24 protein-coding genes, 1 tRNA gene and 2 riboswitches are annotated in these 26,017 nt (G+C 75.2%); of the genes, 17 read left to right on the forward strand and 8 right to left on the reverse strand.

What is annotated here, in order from left to right; translation table 11 throughout:
* Positions 1–296: 296 nt before the first annotated feature.
* The 4 genes from F8568_RS36005 (at position 297) to F8568_RS36020 (ending at position 3,218) form a co-directional block, all read left to right on the forward strand.
* Positions 297–830, forward strand: a complete 534-nt coding sequence (locus F8568_RS36005) for an FHA domain-containing protein (protein WP_151598107.1) — start codon at positions 297–299, stop codon at positions 828–830.
* Between the two features lie 53 nt (positions 831–883).
* A complete protein-coding gene (gene ftsR / locus F8568_RS36010) occupies positions 884–1,603 on the forward strand; it encodes a transcriptional regulator FtsR (protein ID WP_202125735.1) in 720 nt (239 codons plus the stop codon).
* 142 nt (positions 1,604–1,745) lie between these two features.
* The gene (locus tag F8568_RS36015) at positions 1,746–2,216 is read left to right on the forward strand and encodes a bifunctional nuclease family protein (protein WP_151546279.1); all 471 of its coding nucleotides are present in this window, start codon (positions 1,746–1,748) and stop codon (positions 2,214–2,216) included.
* Between the two features lie 396 nt (positions 2,217–2,612).
* On the forward strand, positions 2,613–3,218 hold the full coding sequence (locus tag F8568_RS36020; protein ID WP_151598109.1) for a MerR family transcriptional regulator: 606 nt from the start codon (positions 2,613–2,615) through the stop codon (positions 3,216–3,218).
* Positions 3,219–3,280: 62 nt separating this feature from the next.
* On the opposite strand, the gene F8568_RS36025 is transcribed toward F8568_RS36020, so the two are convergent.
* Complete coding sequence (locus tag F8568_RS36025; RefSeq protein WP_328601171.1) at positions 3,281–5,743, reverse strand: lysylphosphatidylglycerol synthase transmembrane domain-containing protein; 2,463 nt, start codon at positions 5,741–5,743, stop codon at positions 3,281–3,283.
* Between the two features lie 299 nt (positions 5,744–6,042).
* Positions 6,043–6,137: riboswitch (glycine riboswitch) on the forward strand.
* Positions 6,138–6,248, forward strand: a riboswitch (glycine riboswitch).
* A gap of 60 nt (positions 6,249–6,308) precedes the next feature.
* On the opposite strand from F8568_RS36025, the gene gcvP reads away from it, so the two are divergent.
* A complete protein-coding gene (gene gcvP / locus F8568_RS36030; protein WP_151598110.1) occupies positions 6,309–9,179 on the forward strand; it encodes an aminomethyl-transferring glycine dehydrogenase in 2,871 nt (956 codons plus the stop codon).
* A gap of 460 nt (positions 9,180–9,639) precedes the next feature.
* Positions 9,640–10,749, forward strand: a complete 1,110-nt coding sequence (locus F8568_RS36035; RefSeq protein ID WP_151598111.1) for a tetratricopeptide repeat protein — start codon at positions 9,640–9,642, stop codon at positions 10,747–10,749.
* Positions 10,750–10,762: 13 nt separating this feature from the next.
* On the opposite strand, the gene F8568_RS36040 is transcribed toward F8568_RS36035, so the two are convergent.
* Positions 10,763–11,179: a PPOX class F420-dependent oxidoreductase gene (locus tag F8568_RS36040; protein WP_328601172.1), complete on the reverse strand. Its 417-nt coding sequence runs from the start codon at positions 11,177–11,179 to the stop codon at positions 10,763–10,765.
* A 64-nt stretch (positions 11,180–11,243) separates the two neighbouring features.
* Between F8568_RS36040 and F8568_RS36045 the strand changes: the two genes are divergently transcribed.
* Positions 11,244–11,858 carry an alpha/beta hydrolase family protein gene (locus F8568_RS36045; RefSeq protein ID WP_151598113.1) on the forward strand — a complete coding sequence of 205 codons (615 nt, stop codon included), beginning with the start codon at positions 11,244–11,246 and terminating at the stop codon, positions 11,856–11,858.
* A gap of 115 nt (positions 11,859–11,973) precedes the next feature.
* Here F8568_RS36045 and F8568_RS36050 read toward each other — a convergent pair whose 3' ends face one another.
* Complete coding sequence (locus tag F8568_RS36050) at positions 11,974–12,177, reverse strand: DUF5999 family protein (RefSeq protein ID WP_151546285.1); 204 nt, start codon at positions 12,175–12,177, stop codon at positions 11,974–11,976.
* Positions 12,178–12,540: 363 nt separating this feature from the next.
* Here F8568_RS36050 and F8568_RS36055 point away from each other — a divergent pair, with 363 nt between their 5' ends.
* From F8568_RS36055 to F8568_RS36065, 3 genes are read left to right on the forward strand one after another with little or no spacing between them, the layout of a single operon-like run.
* Positions 12,541–13,269 (forward strand): (Fe-S)-binding protein, encoded by a 729-nt coding sequence (locus F8568_RS36055; RefSeq protein WP_151598114.1) that lies wholly within the window; start codon positions 12,541–12,543, stop codon positions 13,267–13,269.
* Positions 13,266–14,741, forward strand: a complete 1,476-nt coding sequence (locus F8568_RS36060) for a lactate utilization protein B (RefSeq protein WP_151598115.1) — start codon at positions 13,266–13,268, stop codon at positions 14,739–14,741. The genes F8568_RS36055 and F8568_RS36060 overlap by 4 nt, the downstream gene beginning before the upstream one ends.
* Positions 14,738–15,379 (forward strand): LutC/YkgG family protein, encoded by a 642-nt coding sequence (locus F8568_RS36065; protein ID WP_328601173.1) that lies wholly within the window; start codon positions 14,738–14,740, stop codon positions 15,377–15,379. The genes F8568_RS36060 and F8568_RS36065 overlap by 4 nt, the downstream gene beginning before the upstream one ends.
* Before the next feature lie 24 nt (positions 15,380–15,403).
* Here F8568_RS36065 and F8568_RS36070 read toward each other — a convergent pair whose 3' ends face one another.
* From F8568_RS36070 to F8568_RS36080, 3 genes are all read right to left on the reverse strand, one after another.
* The gene (locus tag F8568_RS36070) at positions 15,404–15,976 is read right to left on the reverse strand and encodes a TetR/AcrR family transcriptional regulator (RefSeq protein ID WP_151598116.1); all 573 of its coding nucleotides are present in this window, start codon (positions 15,974–15,976) and stop codon (positions 15,404–15,406) included.
* 335 nt (positions 15,977–16,311) lie between these two features.
* Positions 16,312–16,405: transfer RNA gene (locus tag F8568_RS36075), tRNA-OTHER, on the reverse strand.
* A gap of 45 nt (positions 16,406–16,450) precedes the next feature.
* On the reverse strand, positions 16,451–17,182 hold the full coding sequence (locus tag F8568_RS36080) for a DUF7873 family protein (protein ID WP_151598117.1): 732 nt from the start codon (positions 17,180–17,182) through the stop codon (positions 16,451–16,453).
* Between the two features lie 212 nt (positions 17,183–17,394).
* Between F8568_RS36080 and F8568_RS36085 the strand changes: the two genes are divergently transcribed.
* Together F8568_RS36085 and F8568_RS36090 are read left to right on the forward strand one after the other, a co-directional pair.
* Complete coding sequence (locus F8568_RS36085) at positions 17,395–17,811, forward strand: plectin (protein ID WP_151598118.1); 417 nt, start codon at positions 17,395–17,397, stop codon at positions 17,809–17,811.
* A gap of 203 nt (positions 17,812–18,014) precedes the next feature.
* A complete protein-coding gene (locus tag F8568_RS36090) occupies positions 18,015–18,743 on the forward strand; it encodes a maleylpyruvate isomerase N-terminal domain-containing protein (RefSeq protein ID WP_151598119.1) in 729 nt (242 codons plus the stop codon).
* Here F8568_RS36090 and F8568_RS36095 read toward each other — a convergent pair.
* A complete protein-coding gene (locus F8568_RS36095) occupies positions 18,691–20,064 on the reverse strand; it encodes a nitrate/nitrite transporter (protein ID WP_151598120.1) in 1,374 nt (457 codons plus the stop codon). The genes F8568_RS36090 and F8568_RS36095 overlap by 53 nt on opposite strands.
* A 198-nt stretch (positions 20,065–20,262) precedes the next feature.
* Between F8568_RS36095 and F8568_RS36100 the strand changes: the two genes are divergently transcribed.
* The gene (locus tag F8568_RS36100) at positions 20,263–20,511 is read left to right on the forward strand and encodes a hypothetical protein (protein WP_151598121.1); all 249 of its coding nucleotides are present in this window, start codon (positions 20,263–20,265) and stop codon (positions 20,509–20,511) included.
* Positions 20,512–20,589: 78 nt separating this feature from the next.
* Here F8568_RS36100 and F8568_RS36105 read toward each other — a convergent pair whose 3' ends face one another.
* Positions 20,590–21,093, reverse strand: a complete 504-nt coding sequence (locus tag F8568_RS36105) for an NUDIX domain-containing protein (protein WP_151598122.1) — start codon at positions 21,091–21,093, stop codon at positions 20,590–20,592.
* A gap of 312 nt (positions 21,094–21,405) precedes the next feature.
* Between F8568_RS36105 and F8568_RS36110 the strand changes: the two genes are divergently transcribed.
* From F8568_RS36110 to F8568_RS36125, 4 genes are all read left to right on the forward strand, one after another.
* Positions 21,406–23,484: a molybdopterin oxidoreductase family protein gene (locus F8568_RS36110; protein WP_151598123.1), complete on the forward strand. Its 2,079-nt coding sequence runs from the start codon at positions 21,406–21,408 to the stop codon at positions 23,482–23,484.
* 198 nt (positions 23,485–23,682) lie between these two features.
* Complete coding sequence (gene nirD / locus F8568_RS36115; RefSeq protein WP_151598124.1) at positions 23,683–24,078, forward strand: nitrite reductase small subunit NirD; 396 nt, start codon at positions 23,683–23,685, stop codon at positions 24,076–24,078.
* Complete coding sequence (locus tag F8568_RS36120) at positions 24,062–25,252, forward strand: uroporphyrinogen-III synthase (RefSeq protein WP_151598125.1); 1,191 nt, start codon at positions 24,062–24,064, stop codon at positions 25,250–25,252. Before nirD ends, F8568_RS36120 begins: the two co-directional genes overlap by 17 nt.
* A complete protein-coding gene (locus tag F8568_RS36125) occupies positions 25,245–26,012 on the forward strand; it encodes a sirohydrochlorin chelatase (protein WP_328601174.1) in 768 nt (255 codons plus the stop codon). The genes F8568_RS36120 and F8568_RS36125 overlap by 8 nt, the downstream gene beginning before the upstream one ends.
* The last annotated feature ends 5 nt before the right edge of the window (positions 26,013–26,017 follow it).

A 26,017-nucleotide genomic window follows, 5' to 3' on the forward strand; every position in this document is an offset into this window, starting at 1 on the left:
GGGGAGCGGTGAACGGCCGTCCGGGACGTCGCCGTCGGCGCCGTCCGCGCGGCGGCGTAGACCGGCGATCATCGGCGAAGGTACCGTGGTGCGGTCGGTTCACCGTTCCGGTTGACCCCTCGGGCAATACCCGCGTAAGTTGCGGCGACCGTCGCGTGCGCGGGCGGTGAGCAGGACCGTGGTCGGGGGCGGGTCCCCGGCGTGGGTTGGGTGAAGGATGCGCGTGGCGCAGGCGGCTCCCGCGGCAAGCGGGCGGCCGCGGGCGGCGCGCCGATGGTAGGAGGCCGAGCCGATCTATGCCGAGCGTCTACTGCACGCAGTGCGGTCACGCCAACCCGGATGATGCCCGCTTCTGCTCGAACTGCGGCACCCCGCTGACGCGGGGCGCCCAGCCGCCGGTCTACCGGGAGTCGCCCGGCGAGTCGACCTCCACGATCTCGATCGGCGGGTTCGAGGCGCTGGACACCGGCCAGGAGGCCGAGGAGCAGCCCGGCCCGGACCAGATGGCCATGGAGGCGCTCCCGCCCGGGACCGCGCTGCTGGTCGTCAAGCGGGGCCCGAACGCCGGGAGCCGCTTCCTGCTCGACAAGGACCGCACGTCCGCGGGCCGGCACCCGGAGAGCGACATCTTCCTGGACGACGTCACCGTCTCCCGCCGGCACGCCGAGTTCGCCCGGCACGGCGGCGCCTTCTCCGTCCGCGACGTCGGCAGCCTGAACGGCACCTACGTCAACCGGCAGCGGATCGACCAGGCCGGCCTGTCCGGCGGCGACGAGGTCCAGATCGGCAAGTTCCGGCTGGTCTTCCTGACCAACCCGGCGCACGCCTGACGAGGACCGGAGCGGCGGGGGAGCACGGGGTCTCGGCGACGATGGGAGGGCCCTTGAACGCGCAGCCGGCCCGGTCCCCGATGACCATCGGGGACGTCCTCGGGCTGCTCAGGAGCGAGTTCCCCGACATCACCATCTCCAAGATCCGGTTCCTGGAGTCGGAGGGGCTGGTGGAACCGGAGCGCACCCCCGCCGGGTACCGCAAGTTCGGCCCGGCCGACGTCGAGCGGCTCCGGTTCGTGCTCACCGCGCAGCGCGACCACTACATGCCGCTGCGCGCGATCCGGCAGCACCTGGAGGCCCGCGACCGCGGCGAGGCCGTCCCGCCGCTCGGCGCCCGCGCCGACGCGCCCGCCCGCCGGCCCCGCACCCTCGTCGCGGCCGGAGCCGACGCGCCCGACCCGGCCGTCCGGCTGACCCGCCGCCAGCTCCTCGACGGCGCCGGCATCGGCGAGGACCTGCTCGGCGACCTGGAGGAGTACGGCCTCGTCCGGCGCAACGGCACCCACTACGACGGCGAGGCCCTCACCGTCGCCCGCGCCGCCGCCGCGCTCGGCGAGCACGGCTTCGAGGTCCGCCACCTGCGCGCCGCCAAGGCCGCCGCCGACCGGCAGGCCGGGCTGATCGAGCAGATGGTCGCGCCGCAGCTGCGCCGGCGCAGCCCGGGCGCGCACGAGCAGGCCGCCGAGACCGCCCGCGACATCGCCGCGCTGTCGGTCCGGCTGCACGCCGCCCTGCTGTCGGCGGGACTTCGCGAAAGCCTCGGCCCCTGATCGGGCGGGCCGCGGAGGCATTCGCCGCCCCGCCGCCGCGCCACGCCGTCCGAACCTGGGTGTACGTTGGGCTACAGGGTTCGTCGAGGATCCGACCGGTGCACGTGGTGATCGAGACAGCGTCGACCAGCAGGGAGCCGCAGTGAAGCAGATGGAGGTCGTCGGCGTCCGGGTCGAGATGCCCTCCAATCAGCCCATCGTCCTGTTGAAGGAGACGGAGGGCGAGCGCTACCTGCCCATCTGGATCGGGGCGGTCGAAGCGACCGCGATCGCCTTCGCCCAGCAGGGCGTGCTGCCCGCGCGCCCCCTCACCCACGACCTGTTCCGGGACGTGCTCGACGCGCTCAGCGTCCAGCTCCGCACCGTGAACATCACCGACCTGCGCGAGGGGATCTTCTTCGCGGACCTGGTCTTCTCCAACGGCGTCGAGGTGAGCGCCCGCCCGTCGGACTCCATCGCCCTCGCGCTGCGCACCGGCGCGACGATCTTCGCCAGCGAGGACGTGCTCGAGGAGGCCGGCGTGGCCATCCCCGACGAGCAGGAGGACGAGGTCGAGAAGTTCCGCGAGTTCCTCGACACCATCTCCCCGGAGGACTTCGGCCGCGCCGGCTGACCGCTCCGCGCCCGAGGCGCCCGGGCGCACCGCCGTGCCGTTCCGGGCCTTCGACCGGGCATCGGTTACGCTGTGTGATGGAGCGGTGCGGGTCTGGCCTTGGGGGCGAAGTGAGGAATGTCACTTCAACGTGTAAGTTCATGCCGTGCCGCGATTGGTCTTGCATTGCCCTGGACCTGGCAGTTTCCGAGGGGTGGCCATCGGGGTAGGAGTGCGTTGGCGGGTGAGGTGCGCAGTTTGCCCACGTGAAGCCGGTTCATCCGGGCATGCGACGCGCCGACGGTGAACGTTGACCACACCCTGACCGGCACCTACCGTGCTGGTGGAACACCCGTGGTGTAATTCGTCAAACCCCCTTGACGAAGCGCCACGGGCTGATAGAAGCCGGAGGTCCGCGTGGCGGTGAGCAGCGGCGAGGGCAAGGCGACCCCCGACAGGCACACGGCGTCACGGCGCGCCGGAGAGCAGGGCCTGCTCTTCGACACGCAGGTGTCCGCGCCGCCGGAGGACGTCGGCTACCGCGGCCCGACGGCGTGCGCGGCGGCGGGGATCACCTACCGGCAGCTCGACTACTGGGCCCGCACGAAGCTGGTCGAGCCGAGCGTCCGCGCGGCGCAGGGGTCGGGCAGCCAGCGGCTCTACAGCTTCCGCGACATCCTGGTTTTGAAGGTCGTGAAGCGGCTGCTGGACACCGGGGTGTCGCTGCAGCAGATCCGCACGGCGGTGACGCACCTGCGCGACCGCGGCGTCCGGGACCTGGCGCAGATCACCCTGATGAGCGACGGGGTGAGCGTCTACGAGTGCACCTCCGCCGACGAGGTCGTCGACCTCCTGCAGGGCGGGCAGGGCGTGTTCGGGATCGCGCTCGGGCGGGTGTGGCAGGAGGTGGAGGGGAGCCTGGCGGAGCTTCCCGGCGAACGCGCCGCCACGGACGACCCGGACCCTCTCGAGCACCCCCACGATGAGCTGGCCGACCGCCGGCGCGCCCGCCGCACCGGCTGAGACCGCGACGGCCCCGGCCCAACTCGGAAGCCTCCCCGGACCTCTTCCCGCGGACCTCCCCGTCAGATCGCCTCCTTCCGCTGCAGATACGCGAACGCCGCCCACCCCGGCAGGACCGGAAGCCACAGCGTCAGCAGCCGGTACAGCAGCACCGCCGACGTCGCCGTCTCCGCGGTCAGCCCCGAGATCGTCAGCGCCAGCGTCAGCGCGCCCTCGACGGCGCCGAGCCCGCCCGGCGTCGGCACCGCGGACCCGACCGCGTTGGCGGTCAGGAACACCACCACCACGGCCGTCCACTGCAGCGACCCCCCGAACGCCCGGATCGAGGCGTCCAGGCACAGCACGTACGCCGCCGTCAGCCCCACCGTCCCGCCGAGCCCGGTCGCGAGCTTGTGCGGCGACTGCAGGACGTCCACGAGCCGCGGCACCACCCCGGAGAACATCGCCCCCAGCCGGGACGCCGCGAACCGCCGCACCCGCGGGATCGTCATCGCCGCGCCGGCCGCCAGCCCCAGCGCCAGCACCACGATCACGATCGTGCGGGACGGCGCCAGGTCCTTGGTGGCGTTGTGGGTGGAACCGGTGAGGAACCCGAACAGCGCCAGCAGCAGCACGTGCACGACGAGGCCGACCAGCTGCGACGCGCCGACGCTGGCGACCGCCGGGCCCGAGCGGATCCCGGACCTCTGCAGGAAGCGGGTGTTGATCGCGACGCCGCCGACCGCGGCCGGCGCGACCAGCTGCACGAACGACGCGGCGACCTGCACCAGCACCGTCCGCCCCACCGGGAGCCGCTCCGGGACGAACCCCAGCAGCATGTACGCCGCCGCGAGGTAGGTGGCGGCGGACGCGGCGAGCGCGATGAACACCCAGTGCCAGGCCGCGGTGGACAGCAGATGGGCGAAGTCGAGGCTGCCGACCTGCGGGATCACGACGTAGCCGGCGACCGACAGGCCGACGATGCTGAAGATCGTCCGGGGCCGGAAGCGCTCCAGCCGGACCGGCGCGGCCTCCGTCTCCGGCTTCAGCGCGACGATCTGCTCCCGGATGCGGGTGAGCAGCTCCCGGTCGCGGCGCAGCGCCGTCCGCGTCGACCGCGACAGCGCCACCCGCTGCAGCAGCGGCACCGCCGCCGGGAGCGCGTCCTCGCCCAGCGCCGACGCGGCGGTCCGCACCGCCCGCTCGGGGCCCGCCCGCAGCGCCACGGTGGTGAGCAGCTGCGCCAGGTCGAGCCGCAGCGCGAGGTCGCCGGCCGCGATCTCCCCGGAGCGCATGTCGATGAGGTGGGCGCGGCCGTCGTCGCCGACGAGGATCGCGTCCTGCTCCAGCCGCCGGTGCGCGAGCCGCCCCTCCTGCAGCCGCCGGAACTGCCGCCACACGTCGTCGAGCAGCGTGTCGGTGACCTCCTCGTACCGCACGTCCCCGAGCGGCCGCCCCGGCACGTGCTCGTAGGCCAGCAGCGCCGCCTCCGTGCCGACCTCCGCCGTCCCCACCAGCCGCGGGGTGCGCGCGCCCGCCGCGTCCACCGCGTACGCCATCAGGGACTCCAGCTCGAGGGAGCGGCGCAGCGGCCGCAGCGCCCGGCCGGTGGTGGTGCGGCTCAGCCGCAGCCTCCGCCACATCCGGTACGCCAGCCCGGCGGTCTGCTGGTCGCGGTCGAGGACCCGCACCTCCAGGTCCCACCGGCCGTGCCGCCCCTCGCCCGGCGCGCGGCACACCGGGTCCGCCCGGTCGAGGACGACGCCGTAGCGGCGGTCCGCGCCGGTGTCGCCGGGATCGTCGAGGCGGGCGGCGCGGCGCGGGCACAGGCCGAGCCGCTCCAGCGTGGAGACCACCGCCGTGCCGGTCGGGCGCGGGTTGGGGGTGCCGACCGCGTACAGGGTGCCGTGGCCGATCGCGCGGCCGAGCAGGTAGGTGGCCGCGAGCGCGGCGACCGACGCGTACGACGCGGTCAGCCCCGTGAGCGCGGCCAGCCCGATCAGCGTCCACGTCGCCGCCTGCCAGCGGGTCCGGCCCGCCATCCCGACCGCCGTGACGAACGCGATCACGGGCGCGATGTCGGTGTGCACCGGCGCGGTCCGGGTGCCGCCCCAGATCAGCGAGTCCAGCACCCCGCCGGGCGCCGCGCTCGTCACCCAGTCGTCCAGCCCCACCGTGATCCCGAACGCGATCACCGCGGCCAGCAGGGCGATCGCGACGCGCATGCCGTCCTTGCGGAACAGCCGCTCGATCCCGAACGCGATCGGCACGGTCAGCACGCCGAAGCTGGAGGCCAGCGTCGCCAGGGACAGCAGCATGCGCGGAGCGTGCGCGGTGCCCTGCGCGATGTCGGTCTGCAGCCCGTGCGTGGTCTGCTGCGCGATCGACACCAGCAGCATCACCACGGCCAGCCCGGCGCAGGAGAGCCCGAACCTGATCGCGTCGGCGGACCGGCGGATCCGGTCCGGCTGGGCGGGCTCGTCCACGGGGACGCCGGCGGTCGCGCCCGTCGCCGGGCGCACCGCCCCGCCGTGGGTCTGTGTCACGCCGTACCGCCGCCCTGACCGTCCGCCATCGTGATCAGCGTCCCAGGGCCGGCGGCGCGCCGTCCAACGGCGGCCCCCGGTCCGCCGCGCGGGCGGCGCGGCGCCCCGTCCGCCCGGTGGGCGCGCGCGGCCCGCGGCCCGCCCCGGTGAGCTGTGCACATCGTACTTGCCGGTACATGCCCGGCCCGTCCATCACCCCGGTTCCGCGCGCCCCCGCGCGCCGCCGCGGCGACGGTTCGCGGGGACGCGCGACGATCGTCCCGCCGCGGGTTGGGTAGGGTTTGTTCCGGACATGCCGTCGACCCTGCGCGGGAGAGACCCCATGCCGCCAGCGTGGGGCGCCGAAGGGGCAACCTCCCCGGAACCTCTCAGGCAAAAGGACCGCGCGGGCGAGGCACCTCTGGAAAGCAGGCGCCGATCCCCTGACCGGGGAGGGGCGGCTCACCGAAGGGGAAATCCCGCCCGGCGGGGGAAGCTCTCAGGTGCCGATGACAGAGGGGGAGACCGGCCGCCGGCCCGTTGCCGGCGGCGGCCCTGAGCGACCGCAGCAGCCAGGAGGCTCTCCATGACCGCCCAGTTCTTCGCCCCCGTGGCCTCGCCGCAGCACCCCCGTTCCACGTTCGCCGACCGGCACGTCGGCCCGTCCCCGGACGAGCGGGCCCGGATGCTGGCCGCCATCGGCTACTCCGGCGCCGAGGCGCTGATCGACGACGCCGTCCCGGCCGCGATCCGCACGTCCCGGCCGCTGGAGCTGCCGCCCGCGCTGAGCGAGACCGCCGCGCTGGCCCGGCTGCGCGAGCTGGCGTCCCGCAACACCGTCCTCACCTCGATGATCGGCCTCGGCTACCACGGGACGACCACGCCGGGCGTGATCCTGCGCAACGTCCTGGAGAACCCGGGCTGGTACACCGCCTACACGCCCTACCAGCCGGAGATCTCGCAGGGCCGGCTCGAGGCGCTGCTGAACTTCCAGACCGTCGTGTCCGACCTGACCGGCCTGCCGGTCGCCAACGCCTCCATGCTGGACGAGGGCACCGCCGCCGCCGAGGCGATGGCCCTCGCCCACCGCGTGTCCAAGCGCAAGGAGCCCGGGACGTTCCTCGTGGACGCCGACGCGCTCCCGCAGACGATCGAGGTCGTGCGGACCCGCGCGGTCCCGCTCGGCATCGAGGTCGCCGTCGCCGACCTGTCCGCCGGGCTGCCCGCCGGCGACTTCTTCGGCGTCCTGCTGCAGTACCCGGGCGCGTCCGGCGCCGTCCGCGACCTGGAGCCGCTCACCGCGCAGGCGCACGAGCGCGGCGCGAAGGTCGTCGTCGCCGCCGACCTGCTCGCCCTGACCCTGCTGCGGCCGCCGGGCGAGTCCGGCGCCGACATCGCCGTCGGCTCCGCGCAGCGGTTCGGCGTCCCGTACGGGTTCGGCGGCCCGCACGCCGGCTACATGGCGGTCGGCGAGGGCATCCAGCGGCAGCTGCCCGGACGCCTCGTCGGCGTGTCCGTCGACGCCGACGGCGCGGCCGCCTACCGGCTGGCCCTGCAGACCCGCGAGCAGCACATCCGCCGCGAGAAGGCCACCAGCAACATCTGCACCGCGCAGGTCCTCCTCGCCGTGATGGCGAGCATGTACGCCGTCTACCACGGCCCCGAAGGGCTCGCCGCCATCGCCCAGCGCACCCACCGCCGCGCCGCCGAGATCGCCGCGGGGCTGCGCGCCGGCGGCGTCGAGGTCGTCCACGGCGCGTTCTTCGACACCGTCCTGGCGAAGGTCCCCGGCCGGGCCGCCGAGGTCGTCGCGGCCGCCCGCGAGCGCGGCGTCAACCTGCGCCCGTCCGGCGCCGACCACGTCGCCGTCGCCTGCGACGAGACGACGCTGCCCGAGCACGTCACCGCCGTCCTCGAGGCGTTCGGGGTGCCCGCCGAGACCGCCGGCGCCGAGGAGGCGATTCCGGACGGCCTGCGCCGCGAGAGCCCCTACCTCACCCACCCGGTCTTCCACGCGCACCGCTCCGAGACCGCGATGCTGCGCTACCTGCGCCGCCTCCAGGACAAGGACATCGCGCTCGACCGCTCGATGATCCCGCTCGGCTCCTGCACGATGAAGCTGAACGCCACCGCCGAGATGGAGCCGATCACCTGGCCGGAGTTCGCGAACATCCACCCGTTCGCGCCGGTCGACCAGGCCGCCGGCTACCTCGAGCTCATCCGCGAGCTGGAGGACGCCCTCGCTGAGATCACCGGCTACGCCAGGGTGTCCGTCCAGCCGAACGCCGGATCCCAGGGCGAGCTGGCCGGGCTCCTCGCCATCCGCGGATACCACGCGTCCCGCGGCGACGAGCACCGCGACGTGTGCCTGATCCCGTCCTCGGCGCACGGCACCAACGCCGCCAGCGCCGTCATGGCCGGGATGCGCGTCGTCGTCGTCACGTGCGACGAGGGCGGCAACGTCGACCTCGACGACCTGCACGCCAAGATCGGCAAGCACGGCGACCGGCTCGCCGCGATCATGGTCACCTACCCGTCCACGCACGGCGTGTTCGAGGAGTCGATCACCGACGTGTGCGCCGCCGTGCACGCCGCCGGCGGCCAGGTCTACGTCGACGGCGCCAACCTCAACGCCCTCGTCGGCCTCGCCCGCCCCGGCGAGTTCGGCTCCGACGTCTCGCACCTCAACCTGCACAAGACGTTCTGCATCCCGCACGGCGGCGGCGGCCCCGGCGTCGGCCCCATCGGCGTCCGCGAGCACCTCGCCCCGTTCCTGCCCAACCACCCGCTGCGCGAGGAGGCCGGCCCCGCCGGCACCGGAGTCGGGCCGATCTCCGCCGCCCCGTGGGGTTCCGCGGGCATCCTGCCGATCTCCTGGGCGTACATCGCGATGATGGGCCCGGACGGCCTGCGCGCCGCGACCGAGGGCGCCATCATCGGCGCCAACTACCTCGCCGCCCGCCTCGGCCCGCACTACCCGATCCTCTACACCGGCCGCAACGGCCTCGTCGCGCACGAGTGCATCGCCGACCTCCGCAAGATCACCAAGGAGACCGGGATCACCGCCGAGGACGTCGCCAAGCGCCTCATCGACTACGGCTTCCACGCCCCGACGCTCTCCTTCCCCGTCGCCGGCACCCTGATGATCGAGCCCACCGAGTCCGAGGACCTCGCCGAGCTCGACCGGTTCTGCGACGCCATGATCGAGATCCGCCGGGAGATCCAGCGCGTCGCCGACGGCGGCTACGACCGCGAGGACAACCCCCTCAAGAACGCCCCGCACACCGCCGCCTGCCTGGTCTCCGACGACTGGAAGCACGCCTACGGCCGCGACGAGGCCGCCTACCCCGTCCCCGCGCTCCGCGAGAACAAGTACTGGCCCCCGGTCCGCCGCATCGACCAGGCCTACGGCGACCGCAATCTCGTCTGCTCCTGCCCCCCCGCCGGAGGCTTATGAAGCCTAGGGGGACGTGTTTTCCCAGGGGGGCGACCCCCTGGAACCCCCGTCACGACGAACAAGGCGTTTCCCGCTCCGCTAGAGCTCCGCGCGAAACGCCTTGTTCGTCGGCGGGCGGGCCCGCTGCGCTCGCTGCGCTCGCTCCGCGTGCCCGCCCGTGTTCTCCCAGGGGGGCGACCCCCTGGAACCCCCGCCACGACGGGCAGGCTGTTTCACGCTCCGCGTGCCCGCCCGTGAGGTGGCTGAGGTCTGGTCTTCCGGACCGGTGTTCAGCCGGCCCTTCCCGACGGGTGTTCAACCGGCGCCTCCGGACGGGTGTTCAGCCGGCCCTTCCGGACCGATGTTCAGCCGGCCCTTCCGGAGCGGGGTGTTGCGCGGGTTTCTGAGTGTCGGGCGGGACGGGGCGGTGTCCGGTCGCTAGGCTCTGGGCGGACCCCGACCCCCAGAGGGCAGAAGACCGATGAGCGAGTCCGCGGCCGACGATCCGGCCCTTTTGTGCGAGGAGGCGCGGAGCCTCGCGGAGAACGGTGCGGCCCGCGAGGCCGCGCTGCTGTTCGAACGGGTGCTCGCGCTCGGCGACACCCCCTCCCGGGCGCAGGCGGCGCTCGGCCTCGCGGTCGTGCTGGACGACGGCGGGGACGTCGAGGCGGCCCGCGAGGCCGACCGGGCCGCCATCGCCACCGGCGACCCCGAGTACGGGCCCCGCGCCGCCTACCACCTCGCGCTCACCCACGAGCGGGCCGGGGAGCACGAGGAGGCGGCGCCCGCCTGGCGCGTCGTCGTCGACTTCGGCAACCCGGCGTACCTGCCGCCCGCCCACCTCGCGCTCGCCCGGCTCGCCGACGACGCGGGCGCGTTCGAGGAGGCGCGCGGGCACTGGGAGGCCGTGCTCGCGACGGGCGACCCGGAGTACGGCCCGCCCGCCGCGCACGACCTCGCCCAGCGGCTGCTGGAGCGCGGCGAGCCCGCCCGCGCGCAGCGGGTGCTGGCGGCCGGGCTCCGGCTGATCGACCGGGACGGCGCCCCGTACGCGTACGCGCGGCTCGCCGTGGCGCTCGGCATCTCCTACCTCGACCAGGCCGTCGGCGCGTTCGGCGCGGCGCTCGGCGACGCGTCCGAGCCCGCCGACCCGGAGGTCGGGCCGCTCGCGACGGAGCTGCTGGCGCGGACGCTGCCGCTGCGCGGGCGCGGTGCGGAGGCGGGGGAGGTGTGGCGGCGCGGGCTCGCCGACCCGGGCGTCGCCGGCCAGGTACGGGCCCGGCTGCGCCGCGACTTCGGCGACGAGGACGCCGACTCGGCCGACCTGTGGTGGGAGCCGGTCGTCGAGCAGGCCGTCACCGACGGGACGCTGCCCGCGCTCGCCGGCGAGGCGTTCGGCGCCCTCGACCACATGTACGCGCTGCTCGCCGTCCGCCGCGCGGGGGAGCGGGCGGGAGGCGCCGCCGAGGCGATCGGCGACGCCGTCCGGGTGCCGGACGGGTACCCGTGGGGCCCGCTGCTGCACGAGAGCTTCGCCGAGCGGCTGCGGCTGGCGATGGGCGCGCCCCCGCCCGAGCGGCCCGGAGGCTGAGCCCGGGCCCGCCTCAGTGGGAGACGTCGCGCTGGGCGACGACCTTGGTGATGCGGGCGCGGACGAGGAACTCGCCGGGCACCGCGTTGCGCTCGCCGAACTCGGCGGCGCGGTCGGCGCCCATGTAGCGGCCGCCGATGACGGTCGCCCACCTGCGCAGCTCGTCGAGGTCCTCGGTGAGCCGGGCCTGCGCCTGGATCATCACGTACGAGTACGGGGGCGCCTGGTCGTCGACGCACACCGACAGGCGCGGGTCGCGGGCGAGCACGCGCGCCTTGATGCTCTCGTGGTAGGTGGTGAACAGCAGGTCGTCGCCGTCCAGGACGAACCAGATCGGCGTGACGTGCGGCGTGCCGTCCTTGCGGGTGACGCCGGCCTTGCCGGTGCGGGTGCCGGCCATGACGAAGGCGCGCCATTCGCTGTCGGTCATGATCTCCATTTGTCCAGTGTGCCCCACATGATCACCGCCCGTGCCGGGCGGATACCGTGGCGTCATGCAGATCCAGACCGCGCACGGCCCCGCTGAGGCGACCCTGGACGGGCCGGACCGCCCGGCGTTCCTGCTGGTCCTGACGCACGGGTCGAACGGCGGGGTGGACGCGCCGGACCTGCTGGCCGTCCGCGACGTCGCGCTCGGGCTGGACGGCGCCGTCGCGCGGGTCGTGCAGCCGTTCCGGCTCGCCGGGCGCCGGGCGCCCGGCTCGGCCCTCAAGCAGGACGAGGCGTGGCTGGAGGCCGTCGCGGTGCTGCGGGAGCGGTTCGGGGACGTCCCGCTCGTGCAGGGCGGCCGCAGCAACGGCGCGCGGGTCGCGTGCCGGACGGCGGCGGCGGCCGGCGCGGCGGGGGTCGTCGCGCTGGCGTTCCCGCTGCACCCGCCGGGAAAGCCGGAGAAGACCCGGGCGGACGAGCTGCGCGGTGCGGGCGTGGAGGTGCTGGTGGTCAACGGTGACCGGGACCCGTTCGGGATCCCGGACGCGGCGGACGCGGCGCAGGTCGCGGTGCTGCCGGGGGAGCGGCACGACCTGAGCAAGGACCCGGGCGAGGTGGGCCGGGCGGTGGAGCCGTGGCTGCGGCGCTGGGCGGCGTCGCCGGCGCGCGCGGCCCGCTGACGGGCCCGGACAGCAGTACGCCCCTGGGCCCGGGTGCGGGCCCAGAGGGCGTGGTCGGGCGGGCGTGCCCCCGAGGATGATCACCCGTTCGAACTAGTCCCCCGTCGGAGACTGGTCACGCGGCGGACGGCGCCTTCAGGTCCGTCGGCCGGTGCGGTGCGATGACCTCTCCATCGGGCAGCAGCTCACCGGTGTCCTCGAAGAGCACGACGCCGTTGCACAGCAGGCTCCACCCCTGCTCGGGGTGGGCGGCGAGCGTCCTGGCGGCGTCGCGGTCGGGCGCGTTGTGCGAGGGACAGGGCGGCTGGTGCGGGCACATCGGCGTGCCTCCGGTCTCAACTACTGGTCGGTTGTGGTGCTTTTCCTTATGACGCACCCCAGTGTGGAACGGTTCGCGCGAACCGGCCATAGCCCGTTGGGACGGTTGTCCTTTGGTTCCCGAGTACCGGTGGTCTGTGACCCGTCTCACCCTGAGGTGCCAGGCATAGCGTCCCTCGCGCTCGATAACGGACGAAGAACGACACGCCGACGCCCCGGAAACGTTCCCGCCGGATCGATCTTCCTTACCGGGCCGCCCGGTTCCGGTCGGCGTGTGCGATCGTTTCACCCGGACGCGGCCTCCGGGCGCCCTACGATGTCCCCCGGGGACCGGGCTTTGCGAGGCGTGGGGGGTGAGGCCGGTATGCGGGTCGCGCTGTTCGTCGCGTGCTTCGACGACGCGTTGTTCCCCGCGACCGGCAGGGCCGTGACGGCGCTGCTGGAGCGGCTCGGCCACGACGTCTCCTACCCGCCCGGCCAGACCTGCTGCGGCCAGATGCACTGGACGACCGGCTACCACCGCGAGGCGGCCGGCCTGGCGCGCGCGTTCACCGCCGCGTTCGAGGGCGCCGAGGCGATCGTGGCGCCGTCCGCGTCGTGCGCCGCCGCCGTCCGCGACGCCTACCCGCGGATCGCGCGGGCGGCCCGCGACGCCGCGCTGGCCCGCGCCGCCGAGGAACTGGCCGTCTACGAGCTGACCGAGTTCCTGGTGGACGTGCTGGGCGTGACGGACGTCGGCGCCTACTTCCCGCACCGCGTCACCTACCATCCGTCCTGCCAGTCGGCGCGGACCCTCGGCGTCGCCGACCGGCCGCTGCGGCTGCTGCGCGCGGTGAAGGGCCTCGACCTGGTGGAGCTGCCGGCGGCGCAGGAGTGCTGCGGGTTCGGCGGCGCGTTCGCGATGAAGAACGCCGACGTGTCGGTGGCGATGGTGGCCGACAAGGTCCGGCACGTCCGCGACACCGGCGCGGACGTGGTGTGCGCGGTCGACAACGGCTGCCTGGCGCACATCGGCGGCGCGCTGTCGCGGCTGCGCGGCGGCGTCCGGGTCATGCACCTGGCCGAGATCCTGGCCGGGACGGGGCCCGCGTGACCGGCGCGCCGCCGGGACCGCGCACGCCCGCGGGAGCGCCGGGGGCGAGGGGCGAGCCGGGGGCGGGCGCCGCGCCGCCGAAGTTCGCGGTCGCCGCCCGGGCCGCGCTCGCCGACACCGGCCTGCGCCGCGGGCTGCGCGCCGGCGCCGCGGCGGTCCGGGAGCGGCGCTCGGCGGCTCCGGAGCCCGCCGACTGGGAGGACCTGCGCGAGGCGGGCCGCGCCATCAGGGACGGGGCGCTGCTCGGCCTCGACGCGCACCTCGAGGAGCTGGAGCGGGCCGTCACCGAGGCGGGCGGCCGCGTGCACTGGGCGGCGGGCGCCGCCGAGGCGCGCCGGATCGTCACCGGCCTGGTGCGGGCGGCCGGCGCGGCCGAGGTCGTCAAGTCGACGTCGGCGGTCGCCCGGGAGATCGGGCTGAACGGGGCGCTGGCGCGCGCGGGCGTCGCGGTCCGCGAGACGGGGTTCGCCGAGCTGGTCGCGCAGCTCGCCGAGGACGACCCGGAAGGCCCGGCGCCGTACCGCGACCGCGCCCGGATCCGCGAGCTGTTCGCCCGGCGGCTGCCCGGCGCCGCCGGCGGGCCGCCCGGCGATCCCGCCGCCCTCGCCGAGGCGGCGCGGCTGCACCTGCGCGAGCGGTTCCTCGGCGCGCGCGTGGCGGTCACCGGCGCGAACTTCCTGGTCGCGGAGACCGGCACGGTCGTGCTGCTGGAGTCGGAGGGCAACGCGCGGATGTGCCTGACGCTGCCGGACACGCTGATCTGCGTCGCCGGCATCGAGAAGGTGGTGCCGGCGTGGGCCGACATGGAGGTGCTGCTCCAGCTGCTGCCGCGCTCGGCGTCCGGCGCCCCGATGACGCCGTACGTGTCGTCGTGGACGGGCGTCACCGCCGGCGACGGGCCCCGCGAGTTCCATCTCGTGCTGCTCGACAACGGCCGCACGAAGGCGCTCGCCGACGAGGTCGGCCGCGCCGCGCTGCGCTGCATCGGCTGCTCGGCCTGCCTGGACGTGTGCCCCGTCTACGAGCGGACCGGGCCGGCCCCGTACGGGCCGGTCCGCGCCGGGCCGATCGGCGCGATCCTCACCCCGCAGCTGCGCGGGGTGGAGCGGGCCGCCGAGGCGTCGCTGCCGTTCGCGTCGACGCTCTGCGGCGCCTGCGCCGACGTCTGCCCGGTGAAGATCGACATCCCGGAGGTGCTGGTGCACCTGCGCGGCCGGGTGGTCGAGTCGCGCCGGCACCGGCCCGTCCCGACCCCGGAGCTCGTGCTGATGCGCGGCCTGGCCTGGACGATGGCCGACCCGCGCCGGTACGAGGCGGCGGTGCGCCGCGGCACCCGCTGGGCGCGGCTGATGTCGCGCGGCGGCCGGATCCGCCGGCTGCCCGGCCTGCTCGGCAAGTGGACCGAGGCCCGCGACCTGCCCGCGCCGCCGCCGGAGACCTTCCGCGCGTGGTGGTCGAGGAGGCACCGGTGAGCTCCCGGGACGAGATGCTGCGGCGGGTCCGCGAGGCGCTCGGCGGGGCGCGCGGCGCTCCGCCGGAGGTGCCGCGCCGGTACGAGCGCCGGCTGTCCGCCGAGGACGCGGCGGCCGGGGCGGACGTGCCGGCGCTGTTCGGCGAGCGGGTCGCGGAGAACCGGGCGGCGGTGCGGCACGTCGGCGCGGACGAGCTGGCCACCGCGGTCGCCGCCGCGCTGTGGGGGCGCGAGGCCAAGCAGATCGTCGTCCCGGCGGACCTGCCGTTCGGCTGGCTCGCGGAGCTGGACGGGGTGCGCGCGATGGCGGACCGCCCGGCGATCGACGTGGACGCGCTCGCCGCCGCGGACGGCGTCGTCACCGGCTGCGCCGTCGCGATCGCCGAGACCGGGACGGTCGTGCTGGACGGCGGCCCGACGCAGGGCCGGCGCGTCCTCACCCTGCTGCCCGCCTACCACCTGTGCGTCGTGCAGGCGGAGCAGATCGTGGGAACGGTCCCGGAGGCGGTCGGGCGGCTCGACCCGGCCCGGCCGCTCACCTGGATCAGCGGCCCGTCCGCCGCGTACGGCGCGGACATGCCGGGCGCGGAGGGCATGCACGGCCCCCGCCACCTCGAGGTGCTGGTCGTCGAGGACTGACCCGGTCCCCGGACCGGCGGCCCGCTATCCGGCGCCGGCGAGGACGAGGTCGAGGCCGGCGGTGAAGCGGGCGTCCCAGTCGACGGCCCGGTCGGCGCCGTCCTCGGCCGTCCCGCGCACCTCCAGGGCGGCGTGCCCGATGACGTACCCGAGCAGTGCGTGCGCGGCGACGGCGGCGGGCTCCTCGCGCACGCCGCCCTGCCGCATCACCTCCCGCAGGGACGCGACGGTCGCGGCGAGCGCGGCCGGGTTGCGGCGGGTGACGACGAGCGGGAGCACGCCGGCGTGGGCGAGGAGCCGGGAGCGGTAGCCGGCGGCCCAGGCGCGCAGCGTGCCGCGCCAGGACGCCGCGTCGGCCGCCGAGGCGTCGGCGGGGGCGGCGGCGACGTGCGCCACGAGGCCGTCGAGGAGCTGCTCCTTGCCGCGCGGGAGGTGGTGGTAGATGGCCATAGCCTCGACCTCGAGGGCGTCGCCGAGGCGGCGCATGGTGAGGCGGCCGAGTCCCTGGCCGTCGACGATCTGCAGGGCCGCCTCGGTGATCCGCTCGATCGACAGGGGCGCGCGGTTCTGGGCGTTGATGCTGGGCTGCCTGACCATGGGGGCAAGCGTACGGCGGGCCGCCGACATGATCGCGGACTGGCGCGCGCGCCGTGCCGGACGGCGGCGGGCCCCGGAACTTTGCCCGAGTCCCGGGGCCCTTGGTGGTTCCGCCCTGCTGCGCGCACCGACGCGGATCCGGGGACCGGTCAGGTTGAGTTTCGCCGCGTTCTCCCATTGAACTACCGCCGCACGAGAGCGGCGGACCAGATTCGAACTGGTACACCGGCGTCCTTCGCCGTCCCCCGCCGGCCGGTGCTGGGCGGAGATGCTGAGACTGGAGCGAGAGCCTGAGTCTGATGGGCCGCTCTGCCGCTGAGCTACCGGGGCCCGAGTGCTCCGGGGAGGATTCGAACCTCCGCTGACGCCACTGATCAAGCTGAACTTCATTCTCAGCTTCGGGCTTGCGCCCGCCCCCGCGCTCCGAGCGGGGGAGTCTTCAGTTGTTTCCGGCCGCGTCCGTGCGCGGGCGTGTCAGGCGAAAAGGTATCCGAAGACGGCCTCGCCCACCTTGCGGTCGGTGACCTCCGCGCCGTTGGCCTCCTCGCGGGCGAACTTGACCGCGGACTGCAGCTTGGCGACGCGCTCGCGCAGCTCGTTCACCCGCCGCGCCGGCAGGGCGCCGGAGAACGCGGTCCTGGTCCAGGTGCCGACGATGACGTCCTCGGTATAGGTCTCCACCTGGGCGGGGTGCTCGGTGGTCGCCTCGTACAGGACGTGGGCCCGCGGGATCTTCTTGGTGCGGGTCGTCCGGACCGGCTCGGTGCGCCAGACGTCGGCGGACTCGTCGAAGGCCCAGGACTCGGCGGCGTCCAGCACCGGGAGCCGGTCGACGAGCGCGGCCAGGTCGGTGAGCTGCTTCTCCAGGAACAGCAGGTGCGCCACCGGGACCTGCTCGAGGACGGTGCGGCCGTCGACGGCGACGTCGGCGCGGGCGTCGCAGTTCGCCCAGTCCTTGGTGGCGGTGATGTCGAAGAGCCGGGTGAGCGCGGCCGCGACCTCCTTCAGCGCGCCCTCCGCCTTCACCTGCACGCGGGTGGACTCCGGCGGCAGCGCCTCGCCCTCGTCGTCGAGGGGCTGGTAGGTGCGGGAGATGCCGGACAGCAGCGCCGTCTTCTGCAGCCGCTGGCCGATCTCGGCGATCTCGCGCTGCGCGCGGCTCTTCGCGCCCTTCTCGACCGCGATGATCTGGTTGAGTTTCGCCATGGTCTGTCGGCCTCCCCGTGGTCTCCGGCGGAAACGGTACTGAGCCGGGGATCTTCGCCGCATCCGAATTTCGGCTCTCCGGTCGGGCGCCCAACGTGACCTTACTGTGTAAAGGCGCGGAGTTCGGTGTCCGGCGCCACACCCGGTGGGCGGCGCGCGTACGCTGGGCCTCGATCGGACGATGAAGATCGTGAGCTTGAGGGAGTATCGCCATGCCGCTGACCCGCAAGGTGGGCAAGGACGTCGCGGAGCAGTACGAGGCCGACGAGCGGCTGGCCGCCGACTACGACGCGCGGCTCGCCGCCGCGCGCGAGGCCGAGCGCGCGCTGCGCGACGCCCAGGGCGCGGACCAGCCCGGGCCGGAGCTGCACGAGCTGACCATCGCCTTCGACAAGGCCATGACCGAGGTGCTCGCCGCGGCCGAGGCGGCCGAGCGGATCGCGATGGGCCCGAAGACCTACGTGTCCGACGCGCAGGACGCCAAGGCCCGCCGCGCCGCGGAGATCGCGCGCCGCAAGGCCAAGGCGCGCCCGTCCGTGCGGCCGTGGACCGACGAGGTCGACCGGCTGCGCACCGCGCGGGAGGCGCACCGGCTGAGCTTCCGGACGCGTCCCGCGGCGGCCGTCTGAGCGGCCGCGCAGGCGCGCCGCCGCCCGAGCCGGGGGGCCGTGGCGGCGGCCCGCGACCACGTTGACCACGTGGGACGACACATCACCACCGAGTGGCACCGGCCACCGAACTCTGAGAGTCTGCCCTCTCGGGGAACGCCGAGGCGGCGCTGTCCGCCCCGGCGGGGAGGGCGCTGGTGCCCTGGCACGCGGGGGGAAGTCACGTGGAGCGCACGCCGCCGGATCGGTGCCGCGTACTCGAGTCCTATCAGGACGGTGCGCGGGCCATCCGTGAGCTGGCGTCGGCGGTCGAGGACTGGACCGCACCGACGCCGTGCGCCGACTGGCAGCTGATCGACCTGGCCGGGCACCTGCGGTGCGTGGCGGAGAACTTCCTGGAGTACCTGCAGGACGCGCCGGACAGCCGGCTGGCCAAGCTGTTCGCGCAGGACGCGGCGTCGGCGGTGCTGATCCGCCAGCAGGCGCGGCAGAACGCGGCCGAGCTGGCGGTGCTGCCGCCGGAGCCGGGCCCGGAGCGGATCACGGCGTTCTCGGTGTCGGCGGGCGCCTACGCCGACCTGATGCCCGACATGTGGGACCGCACCCACCTGATCTACCGGGGGACGAAGTACACCGTCGGCGACCACGCGGGCGCGGCGTGCGTGGAGTGGCACCTGCACGCGTGGGACATGGCCCGCGCGATCGGCGCCGACTACCGGCCGCGCGACCCCGAGGTGCTGGTGTCGGCGTGGCACTGGGGGGTGCCGCACCTGCCGTTGGAGTCGGGTGACGCCTGGCAGTCGGTGCTGCGGTCCTCGGGCCGGGCGCCCGGCTGGCCGGACCCCGGTGAGGGGCCCGGCCGGCCGCGCGCCGGGCGGCAGCGCAACGCGCGGCAGGGTGTCAGACGCCCGCCGGCCTCCTCGGGTGGCTCCGCAGGTAGACCGCCCAGGTGAGCAGGCAGCAGACGGCGTAGTAGGCGATGAACGCGATGTACGCGCCGTCCCCGGTCCCGGAGGTCAGGAACGACTGCCGGAAGGCGATGTTGACCAGCACGCCGCCGAACGCGCCGATCGCGCCCGCGACGCCGATGAGCGCGCCGGCGAGCCGCCGGGCCTCGTGCTCGGCGGCCGCCGGGTCGCCGCCGGCGGCGACGCCGAGCTGAGCTTTCGCCCGGAAGATCGCCGGGATCATCTTGTAGGTGGAGCCGTTGCCGAGCCCGCTGAAGGCGAACAGCAGCACGAACCCGGTGACGAACAGCGCGAGCGACTCCTCGCGCGAGGCGATCAGGACGAGCCCGGCCGAGACGGCCATCGCGACGAAGTTCCAGAACGTGACCCTCGCGCCGCCCGTCCGGTCGGCGAGCCATCCGCCGACGGGCCGGATCAGCGAGCCGAGCAGGGGCCCGAGGAAGGTCAGGTACGCGGCCTTGATCGGGGTGTCGAAGTCGGCCTTGAACTGGACCTGCAGCACCTGCCCGAACGCGAACCCGAAGCCGATGAACGACCCGAACGTGCCGATGTAGAGCAGCGACATGATCCAGGTGTGGCCGTCCTTGCAGACGTCGCGCATCGCCCGCTTCTCGTTGCGGACCTGGGACAGGTTGTCCATGTACAGGGCCGCGCCGAGCGCGGCGAGCACGATGAGCGGGATGTAGATGCCGGCGACGATGCCGGGGTGGCCCTTGCCGGCGGTGGCGAGCACCGCCAGGCCGACGAGCTGGACGACGGCGACGCCGATGTTGCCGCCGCCGGCGTTGACGCCGAGGGCCCAGCCCTTGAGGCGCTGCGGGTAGAAGGCGTTGATGTTGGCCATCGAGGAGGCGAAGTTGCCGCCGCCGACGCCCGCGACCGCCGAGAGCACCAGCAGGGTGGTGTACGAGACGCCGGGCTTGACGAGGAACGCGGCGAGCACCGCGGGGACCAGCAGCAGCGAGGCGCTGACGATGGTCCAGTTGCGTCCGCCGAGCCTGGCGACGGCGAAGGTGTAGGGGATCCGCAGCACGGATCCGAGGGCCGCCGGGACGGTGGTGAGCATGAACTTGCCGGCCGGGTCGATGCCGTAGGCCGGGCCGAGGAACAGCACGAGCACCGACCACAGCGTCCAGACCGAGAACCCGATGTGCTCGGAGAAGATCGAGAACGCGAGGTTGCGGCGGGCCGTGCGGGCCCCGGACGCGGCCCAGAACTCCGGGTCCTCGGGCCGCCAGTCCTCGATCCAGCGGCCTTTCAGCGCGGAGCGGCGCGCCCTCGGCGCCGCTTCGGTCGTGACGGTCATCGGGTGTCTCCTCGTGGTCGCTGACGAGGCACGACCCTAAGAACCGGCCGTTTCGCGCTTGTGTGGCCCGCGATGCGGCGGTGATAACTCCGCTGCACAGCGTGCGCGCGCGAGGTGTGAGGCCGGGGGCACGCGTGGCGGCCGCCCCGCCTGGGTAGGTCAGGACCGCGGCGCGGCGGGGGAGGGAGAACAGGACCGATGGCGACCTGTGAGGTCTGCGGGAACGACTACGCGATGGCGTTCGAGGTGCACGCGCAGGGGGACGTGCACACCTTCGACTCGTTCGAGTGCGCGATCACCCGGATGGCGCCGATCTGCGAGCACTGCCAGTGCCGGATCCTCGGGCACGGCGTCGAGGTGGGAGGGCGGTTCTACTGCGGCGCGCACTGCGCCCGCGCCGCCGAGCCGGAGCGCGCGCGGCTCATCCAGGACGCCGCGCCGGTATAGGCGCGGCGCCGGGGCCTGCGGCCGGGACCGGTGGGGGCCCGGCCGGTTGCGGGCGGCGGCCGTCCGGCCGGCGGTGCCTCAGCCCGCCGTCCGGCCGGCGGCGCCGAACGAGGGCTCGCGGCCGTCCTCCAGGTAGACGGGGCGGCCGTCGGCGAGGGCGCGCAGGCTGGGCTCCATCCGGCGCGAGACGTGCGCGGGCGACAGCTCGGGGATCTTCTCCGGCGCGACCAGGACGTGGTCGGACAGCTCGTCGGGCGGCAGCCGGATCGCGGCGATCTCGGCGCCGGTGATGGCGCCGCCGAAGACGAACACGTTGACCGAGTCGACGCCGTCGTCGCGCGGGGAGCCCCAGTCGACGCAGACCAGGCCGTCCAGGCGGGGGACGAGACCGAGCTCCTCGCGGCATTCGCGCACGCACGCGGCGAGCGGGGACTCGTCGGTCTCGATGACCCCGCCCGGCAGGAACCAGCCCTCGCTGTAGGTGGGCTTGACCAGCAGGACCCGCCCGAGGTCGTCCAGGAGCAGGGCCGCCGCGGCGCCGCGGGAGCGCGGCAGCGAGGCGTAGTAAGCAAGGTCGGGCATGTACCGAGATTAGGCCTGGCGACCGCTTTGTGATCCTCGCCCCGGCGGGCCCGGCACCGCATCCTCCGCGAGATCGCCGGGCCGCCGCGAATCCGGTCCGGCAACCGGCCGGACGGTGACGAATGGACCCTGACAATCGCCGACAACGCTTGACACGCGATCGTCAACCTCCGCCGCCGGCTCGGCGGGGCGGGCGGCGCGCCCCGCTGGGGCGGGCGCCTGACCTTGCCGGATGTACGGCGTGAACCGCATTTAACGCGCGGGTCACACGCGGGACGCGGCGGCGAAACGGCGCCGCCGGAGCCTTCCGGCATGACCGGGACTCCCACGCACTGCCCGTACTGCGCCCTGCAATGCGGGATGACCCTGGACGGCGGCGCGCCCGCGTCCGGCGCCCCCGTGCGGGTGGCGCCGCGCGACGACGTGCCCGCGAACCGCGGCGGGCTCTGCCAGAAGGGCTGGACCGCCGCGGAGCTGCTCACCGTCCCGGACAGGCTGACCGTCCCGCTGATGCGCCGCACCCGCGACGCGCCGCTCGAGCCGTGCACCTGGGACGAGGCGCTGGACCGGATCGCCGCCGGGATCGGGCGGCTGGCCGCCGAGCACGGGCCGGACGCCGTCGCGGTGTTCGGCGGCGGCGGGCTCACCAACGAGAAGGCCTACCAGCTCGGCAAGTTCGCCCGGGTCGCGCTGCGCACCTCGCAGATCGACTACAACGGGCGGTTCTGCATGTCGTCGGCGGCTGCGGCGTCCGGCCGGGCGTTCGGGATGGACCGCGGGCTGCCCGGCCCGGTCACCGACCTGGCCGCGTCCGGCGCCGTCCTGCTCGCGGGCGGCAACCCGGCCGAGACGATGCCGCCGTTCATGCGGCACCTGGCGGACATGCGCGACGGCGGCGGCGCGCTCATCGTCGTCGACCCGCGCCGCACCGCGACGGCCAGGCAGGCGGACCTGCACCTGCAGCCGGCGGCCGGGACCGACGTCGCGCTCGCCAACGGCCTGCTGCACCTGGCGCTCGCCGAGGGCCTCGCCGACGAGGACTACATCGCGGCGCGCACGTGCGGGTTCGACACCGTCCGGACCGTCGCGAACGCCTACTGGCCGGACCGGGTGGAGCGCATCACCGGCGTCCCGCTGCCGAAGATGCGCGAGGCCGTCAGGCTGCTGGCGGGCGCGGACCGCGCCCACGTGCTGACCGCGCGCGGCTCCGAGCAGCACGCGCGCGGCACCGACATGGTCAGCGGCTTCATCAACCTGGCGCTGGCGCTCGGGCTGCCCGGCCGGCCCGGTTCCGGGTACGGCTGCCTGACCGGGCAGGGCAACGGGCAGGGCGGCCGCGAGCACGGGCAGAAGGCCGACCAGTTGCCCGGCTACCGGAAGATCGACGACCCGGCGGCGCGCGCGCACGTCGCGGCGGTGTGGGGCGTCGACCCGGACGCGCTGCCGGGTCCGGGCCGGTCGGCCTACGAGCTGCTGTCGGCGCTCGGCGCGCCGGACGGCCCGAAGGCGCTGCTGCTGTTCGGGTCGAACCCGGTGGTGTCGGCGCCGCGCGCCGCGTCCGTCGAGGACCGGCTCGGCGCCCTCGACCTGCTGGTCGTCGCCGACTTCGTGCCGTCGGAGACCGCGCGGCTCGCCGACGTGGTGCTGCCGACGGCGCAGTGGGCGGAGGAGTCCGGCACGATCACGAACCTGGAGGGCCGGGTGCTGCGGCGGCGGCGGGCGGTCGGCGCGCCCGGCCTCGTCCGCACCGACCTGGAGATCATCGCGGCGCTCGCCGGGCGGCTCGGCGCGCCGGGGGAGTGGAGCACCGACCCCGAGCGGGTGTTCGGCGAGCTGCGCCGGGCGAGCGCCGGCGGAACGGCCGACTACTCCGGCATCACCTACGCGCGGATCGAGGCCGAGGGCGGGGTGTTCTGGCCCTGCCCGTCCGAGGACCACCCCGGCACCCCGCGCCCTTACCTGGACCGGTTCCCCACCCCGGACGGGCGGGCGCGGTTCGTCCCGGTCGAGCACCACGGCGCCGCGGAGGACGTCGATGCCGAGTACCCGCTGTACCTGACCACCGGGCGCGTCCTGGCGCAGTACCAGTCGGGCGCGCAGACCCGCCGGGTGCGGGCGCTGGCGGACGCGGCGCCGGGCCCGTTCGTGGAGCTGCACCCCGACCTCGCCGAGCGGCTCGGTGTCGAGGACGGCCAGGACGTGAAGGTGGAGAGCCGCCGGGGCACCGCGATCGCCGCGGCGCGGGTGACGGACGCGATCCGCCGCGACACGGTGTTCATGCCGTTCCACTGGGCGGGGGAGGGGCGCGCGAACCTGCTCACCGGCACCGCCCTCGACCCTGTCTCGCGGATGCCGGAGTTCAAGGTGTGCGCCGTCCGCATCTCGCCGTGAGCGCCTTTTAACACGCCGGTGACAAAGGGGACCCAACCGCGAAACGGCCCCTGCGCAGACTCGGTCCATGAACATCGGGGACGGACCGGCCCGACCGGCCACCGCGCGAACCTTACAACGTCAAGGCGCCGGGCGGGTGACGCCGGCCGCCGCGCCCGCCACGTTCCCGCACGCGACTCGCCTGGAGGTTGCCGTCCGATGAGCAGCACATCCGAAGCGACGATCACGAGGCGTCCCGCCGAAGCCGCGGCCCGCTGGTTCGACATCTGCTCCTATGCCGACCTGATCCCCGAGCGCGGGGCCTGCGCGATGCTGGACGGCACGCAGGTCGCGGTGTTCCGCGCCTTCGACGGGACCCTGTACGCGCTGTCGAACCTCGACCCGTTCAGCGGCGCGTACGTGCTGTCGCGGGGCATCCTCGGCACCCGCGACGGCGTCCCGACGGTCGCCTCGCCCATGTACAAGCAGGTGTTCGACCTGCGCACCGGGGTCTGCCTGGACGACCCGCGGGTGGCGGTGCCGGCGTTCCCGGTCCGCCGCGCGGCCGGCGGCGACCGCGTGGAGGTGGCGCTCACCGATGACCGCCGACAGTGAGCCGCTGGCCGGGTTCGCCGTCGGAGTGACCGCGGCCCGCCGCCACGAGGAGCTCGCGACGCTGCTCGAGCGGCGCGGCGCGCGGGTGGTGCTCGCCCCCGCGATCCGCCTCGTCCCGCTGGCCGACGACGCCGAGCTGCTGGAGGCGACGCGGGCGTGCCTGGACCGGCCGCTGGACCACGCCGTCGTCACGACCGGGATCGGGTTCCGGGCGTGGCTGGAGACGGCGGACGGGTGGGGGCTGCGCGACGCCCTCGTCGTGGCGCTCGGCGGCGCCGACATCGTGGCGCGCGGCCCGAAGGCGCGCGGCGCGATCCGCTCGGCCGGGCTGCAGGAGCGCTGGTCGCCGGAGTCGGAGGGCTGCGCCGAGGTCGTCGCGCATCTGCTGGAGAAGGACCTGGCGGGCGCGCGGGTCGCGGTCCAGCTCTACGGGGAGCGCCAGCCGGAGCTGACGGACGCGCTGCGCGCGGCGGGCGCCGAGGTGATCGAGATCCCGGTGTACCGGTGGGCGCGCGCCGAGGACGTCACGCCGCTGCGGCGGCTGGTGGGGCAGGCCGTGGCCGGCACGGTGGACGCGATCACCTTCACCAGCGCGCCGGCGGTCGCCGCGACGCTCGCGGTGGCCGCCGAGGACGACCTGGAGGACGCGCTGCTGGAGGCGCTGCGCACCCATGTGGTGGCGGCGTGCGTGGGGCCGGTGACGGCGCGGCCGCTGATCGAGCGCGGGGTGCCGGCCGTCCAGCCGGAGCGGGCCAGGCTCGGGGCGCTCGTGCGCGCGCTGGCGTCGGACCTGCCGCGGCGGAGCGCGCGCCTGCTGTCGGTGCGCGGCTCGTCGCTGGAACTGCGCGGCCACGCCGTCGTCCTGGACGGGCAGCTGCGGCCCATCGCGCCCGCGCCGATGGCGATCCTGCGGGCGCTGGCGCGGCGTCCCGGGCACGTGGTGTCGCGCGCGGAGCTGTGCGGGGTGCTGCCGAGCCGGCTGGTCGTGGGCGGTTCGCCGTGGTCGCGGGACGCGCGGCCGCAGGCCGACGAGCACGCGGTGGAGATGGCGGTGGCGCGGCTGCGGCGGGGGCTCGGCCGCCCCGGGATCGTCGAGACGGTCGTCAAGCGCGGCTACCGGCTGGCGTGCGACCCACGCCTGGTCGACCGGCTCGCGGCCGGCGCCGGTGGCTGACCGGTCCGCCGGCGGCGAGCCCGTACGGCACCGGCGGCCGGCGCTGCTGGCCGTCGCGCACGGCACCCGCGACCCGGCCGGGCCCGTCGTCGTGCGGGAGCTGCTGGCCCGGGTACGGGCGCTGCGGCCCTCGCTGCGCGTGGCGGAGGCGTACGGGGAGCTGGTCTCCCCGTCGCTGGAGGAGGCCGCCGCGGCGCTGGAGGGGCCCGCGGTCGCGGTGCCGCTGCTGCTCGGCCGGGGCTACCACGCGCTGATCGACATCCCCGAGCGCGCCGGGCGGCTGCTGCCCGGCGCGGTGACGGCGCGTCCGCTGGGCCCGGACGCGCTGCTCGCCGACGCGCTGGCCGGACGACTCGGCGCGATGCCGTCCGTCCGGCGCGTGGCCGGGGGCCCGCCGCGCCCGCGGGACACCGTGGTCCTCGGCGCGGCGGGCTCCGCCGACCCGGCCGGCGCCGCGGACGTGCGGGCGGCGGCGCGGCTGCTGGCGCGGCGGCTGCGGCGGCCGGTGCCGTACGGGTTCGTCGCGGCCGGCGGCCCGGCCCTGGACGAGGTGGTCGCGGAACAGCGGCGGCGCGGCGCGGAGCGCGTGGTCGTGGCGTCGTACCTGCTGGCGCCGGGCCGGTTCCTGGACCGGATGCGCGCGTGCGGCGCGGACGCGGTGTCGGGGCCGATCGGCGCGCACGACGCGGCCGCCCGGCTGGTCCTGCGGCGCTATGACGAGGCGCGGGCGCGGACGGACGAGCCCGTCCCTGCCTTCTGACACGC

This window comes from Actinomadura physcomitrii, assembly GCF_008923205.2.
In the GTDB taxonomy this organism is placed as follows: Bacteria; Actinomycetota; Actinomycetes; order Streptosporangiales; family Streptosporangiaceae; genus Spirillospora; species Spirillospora physcomitrii.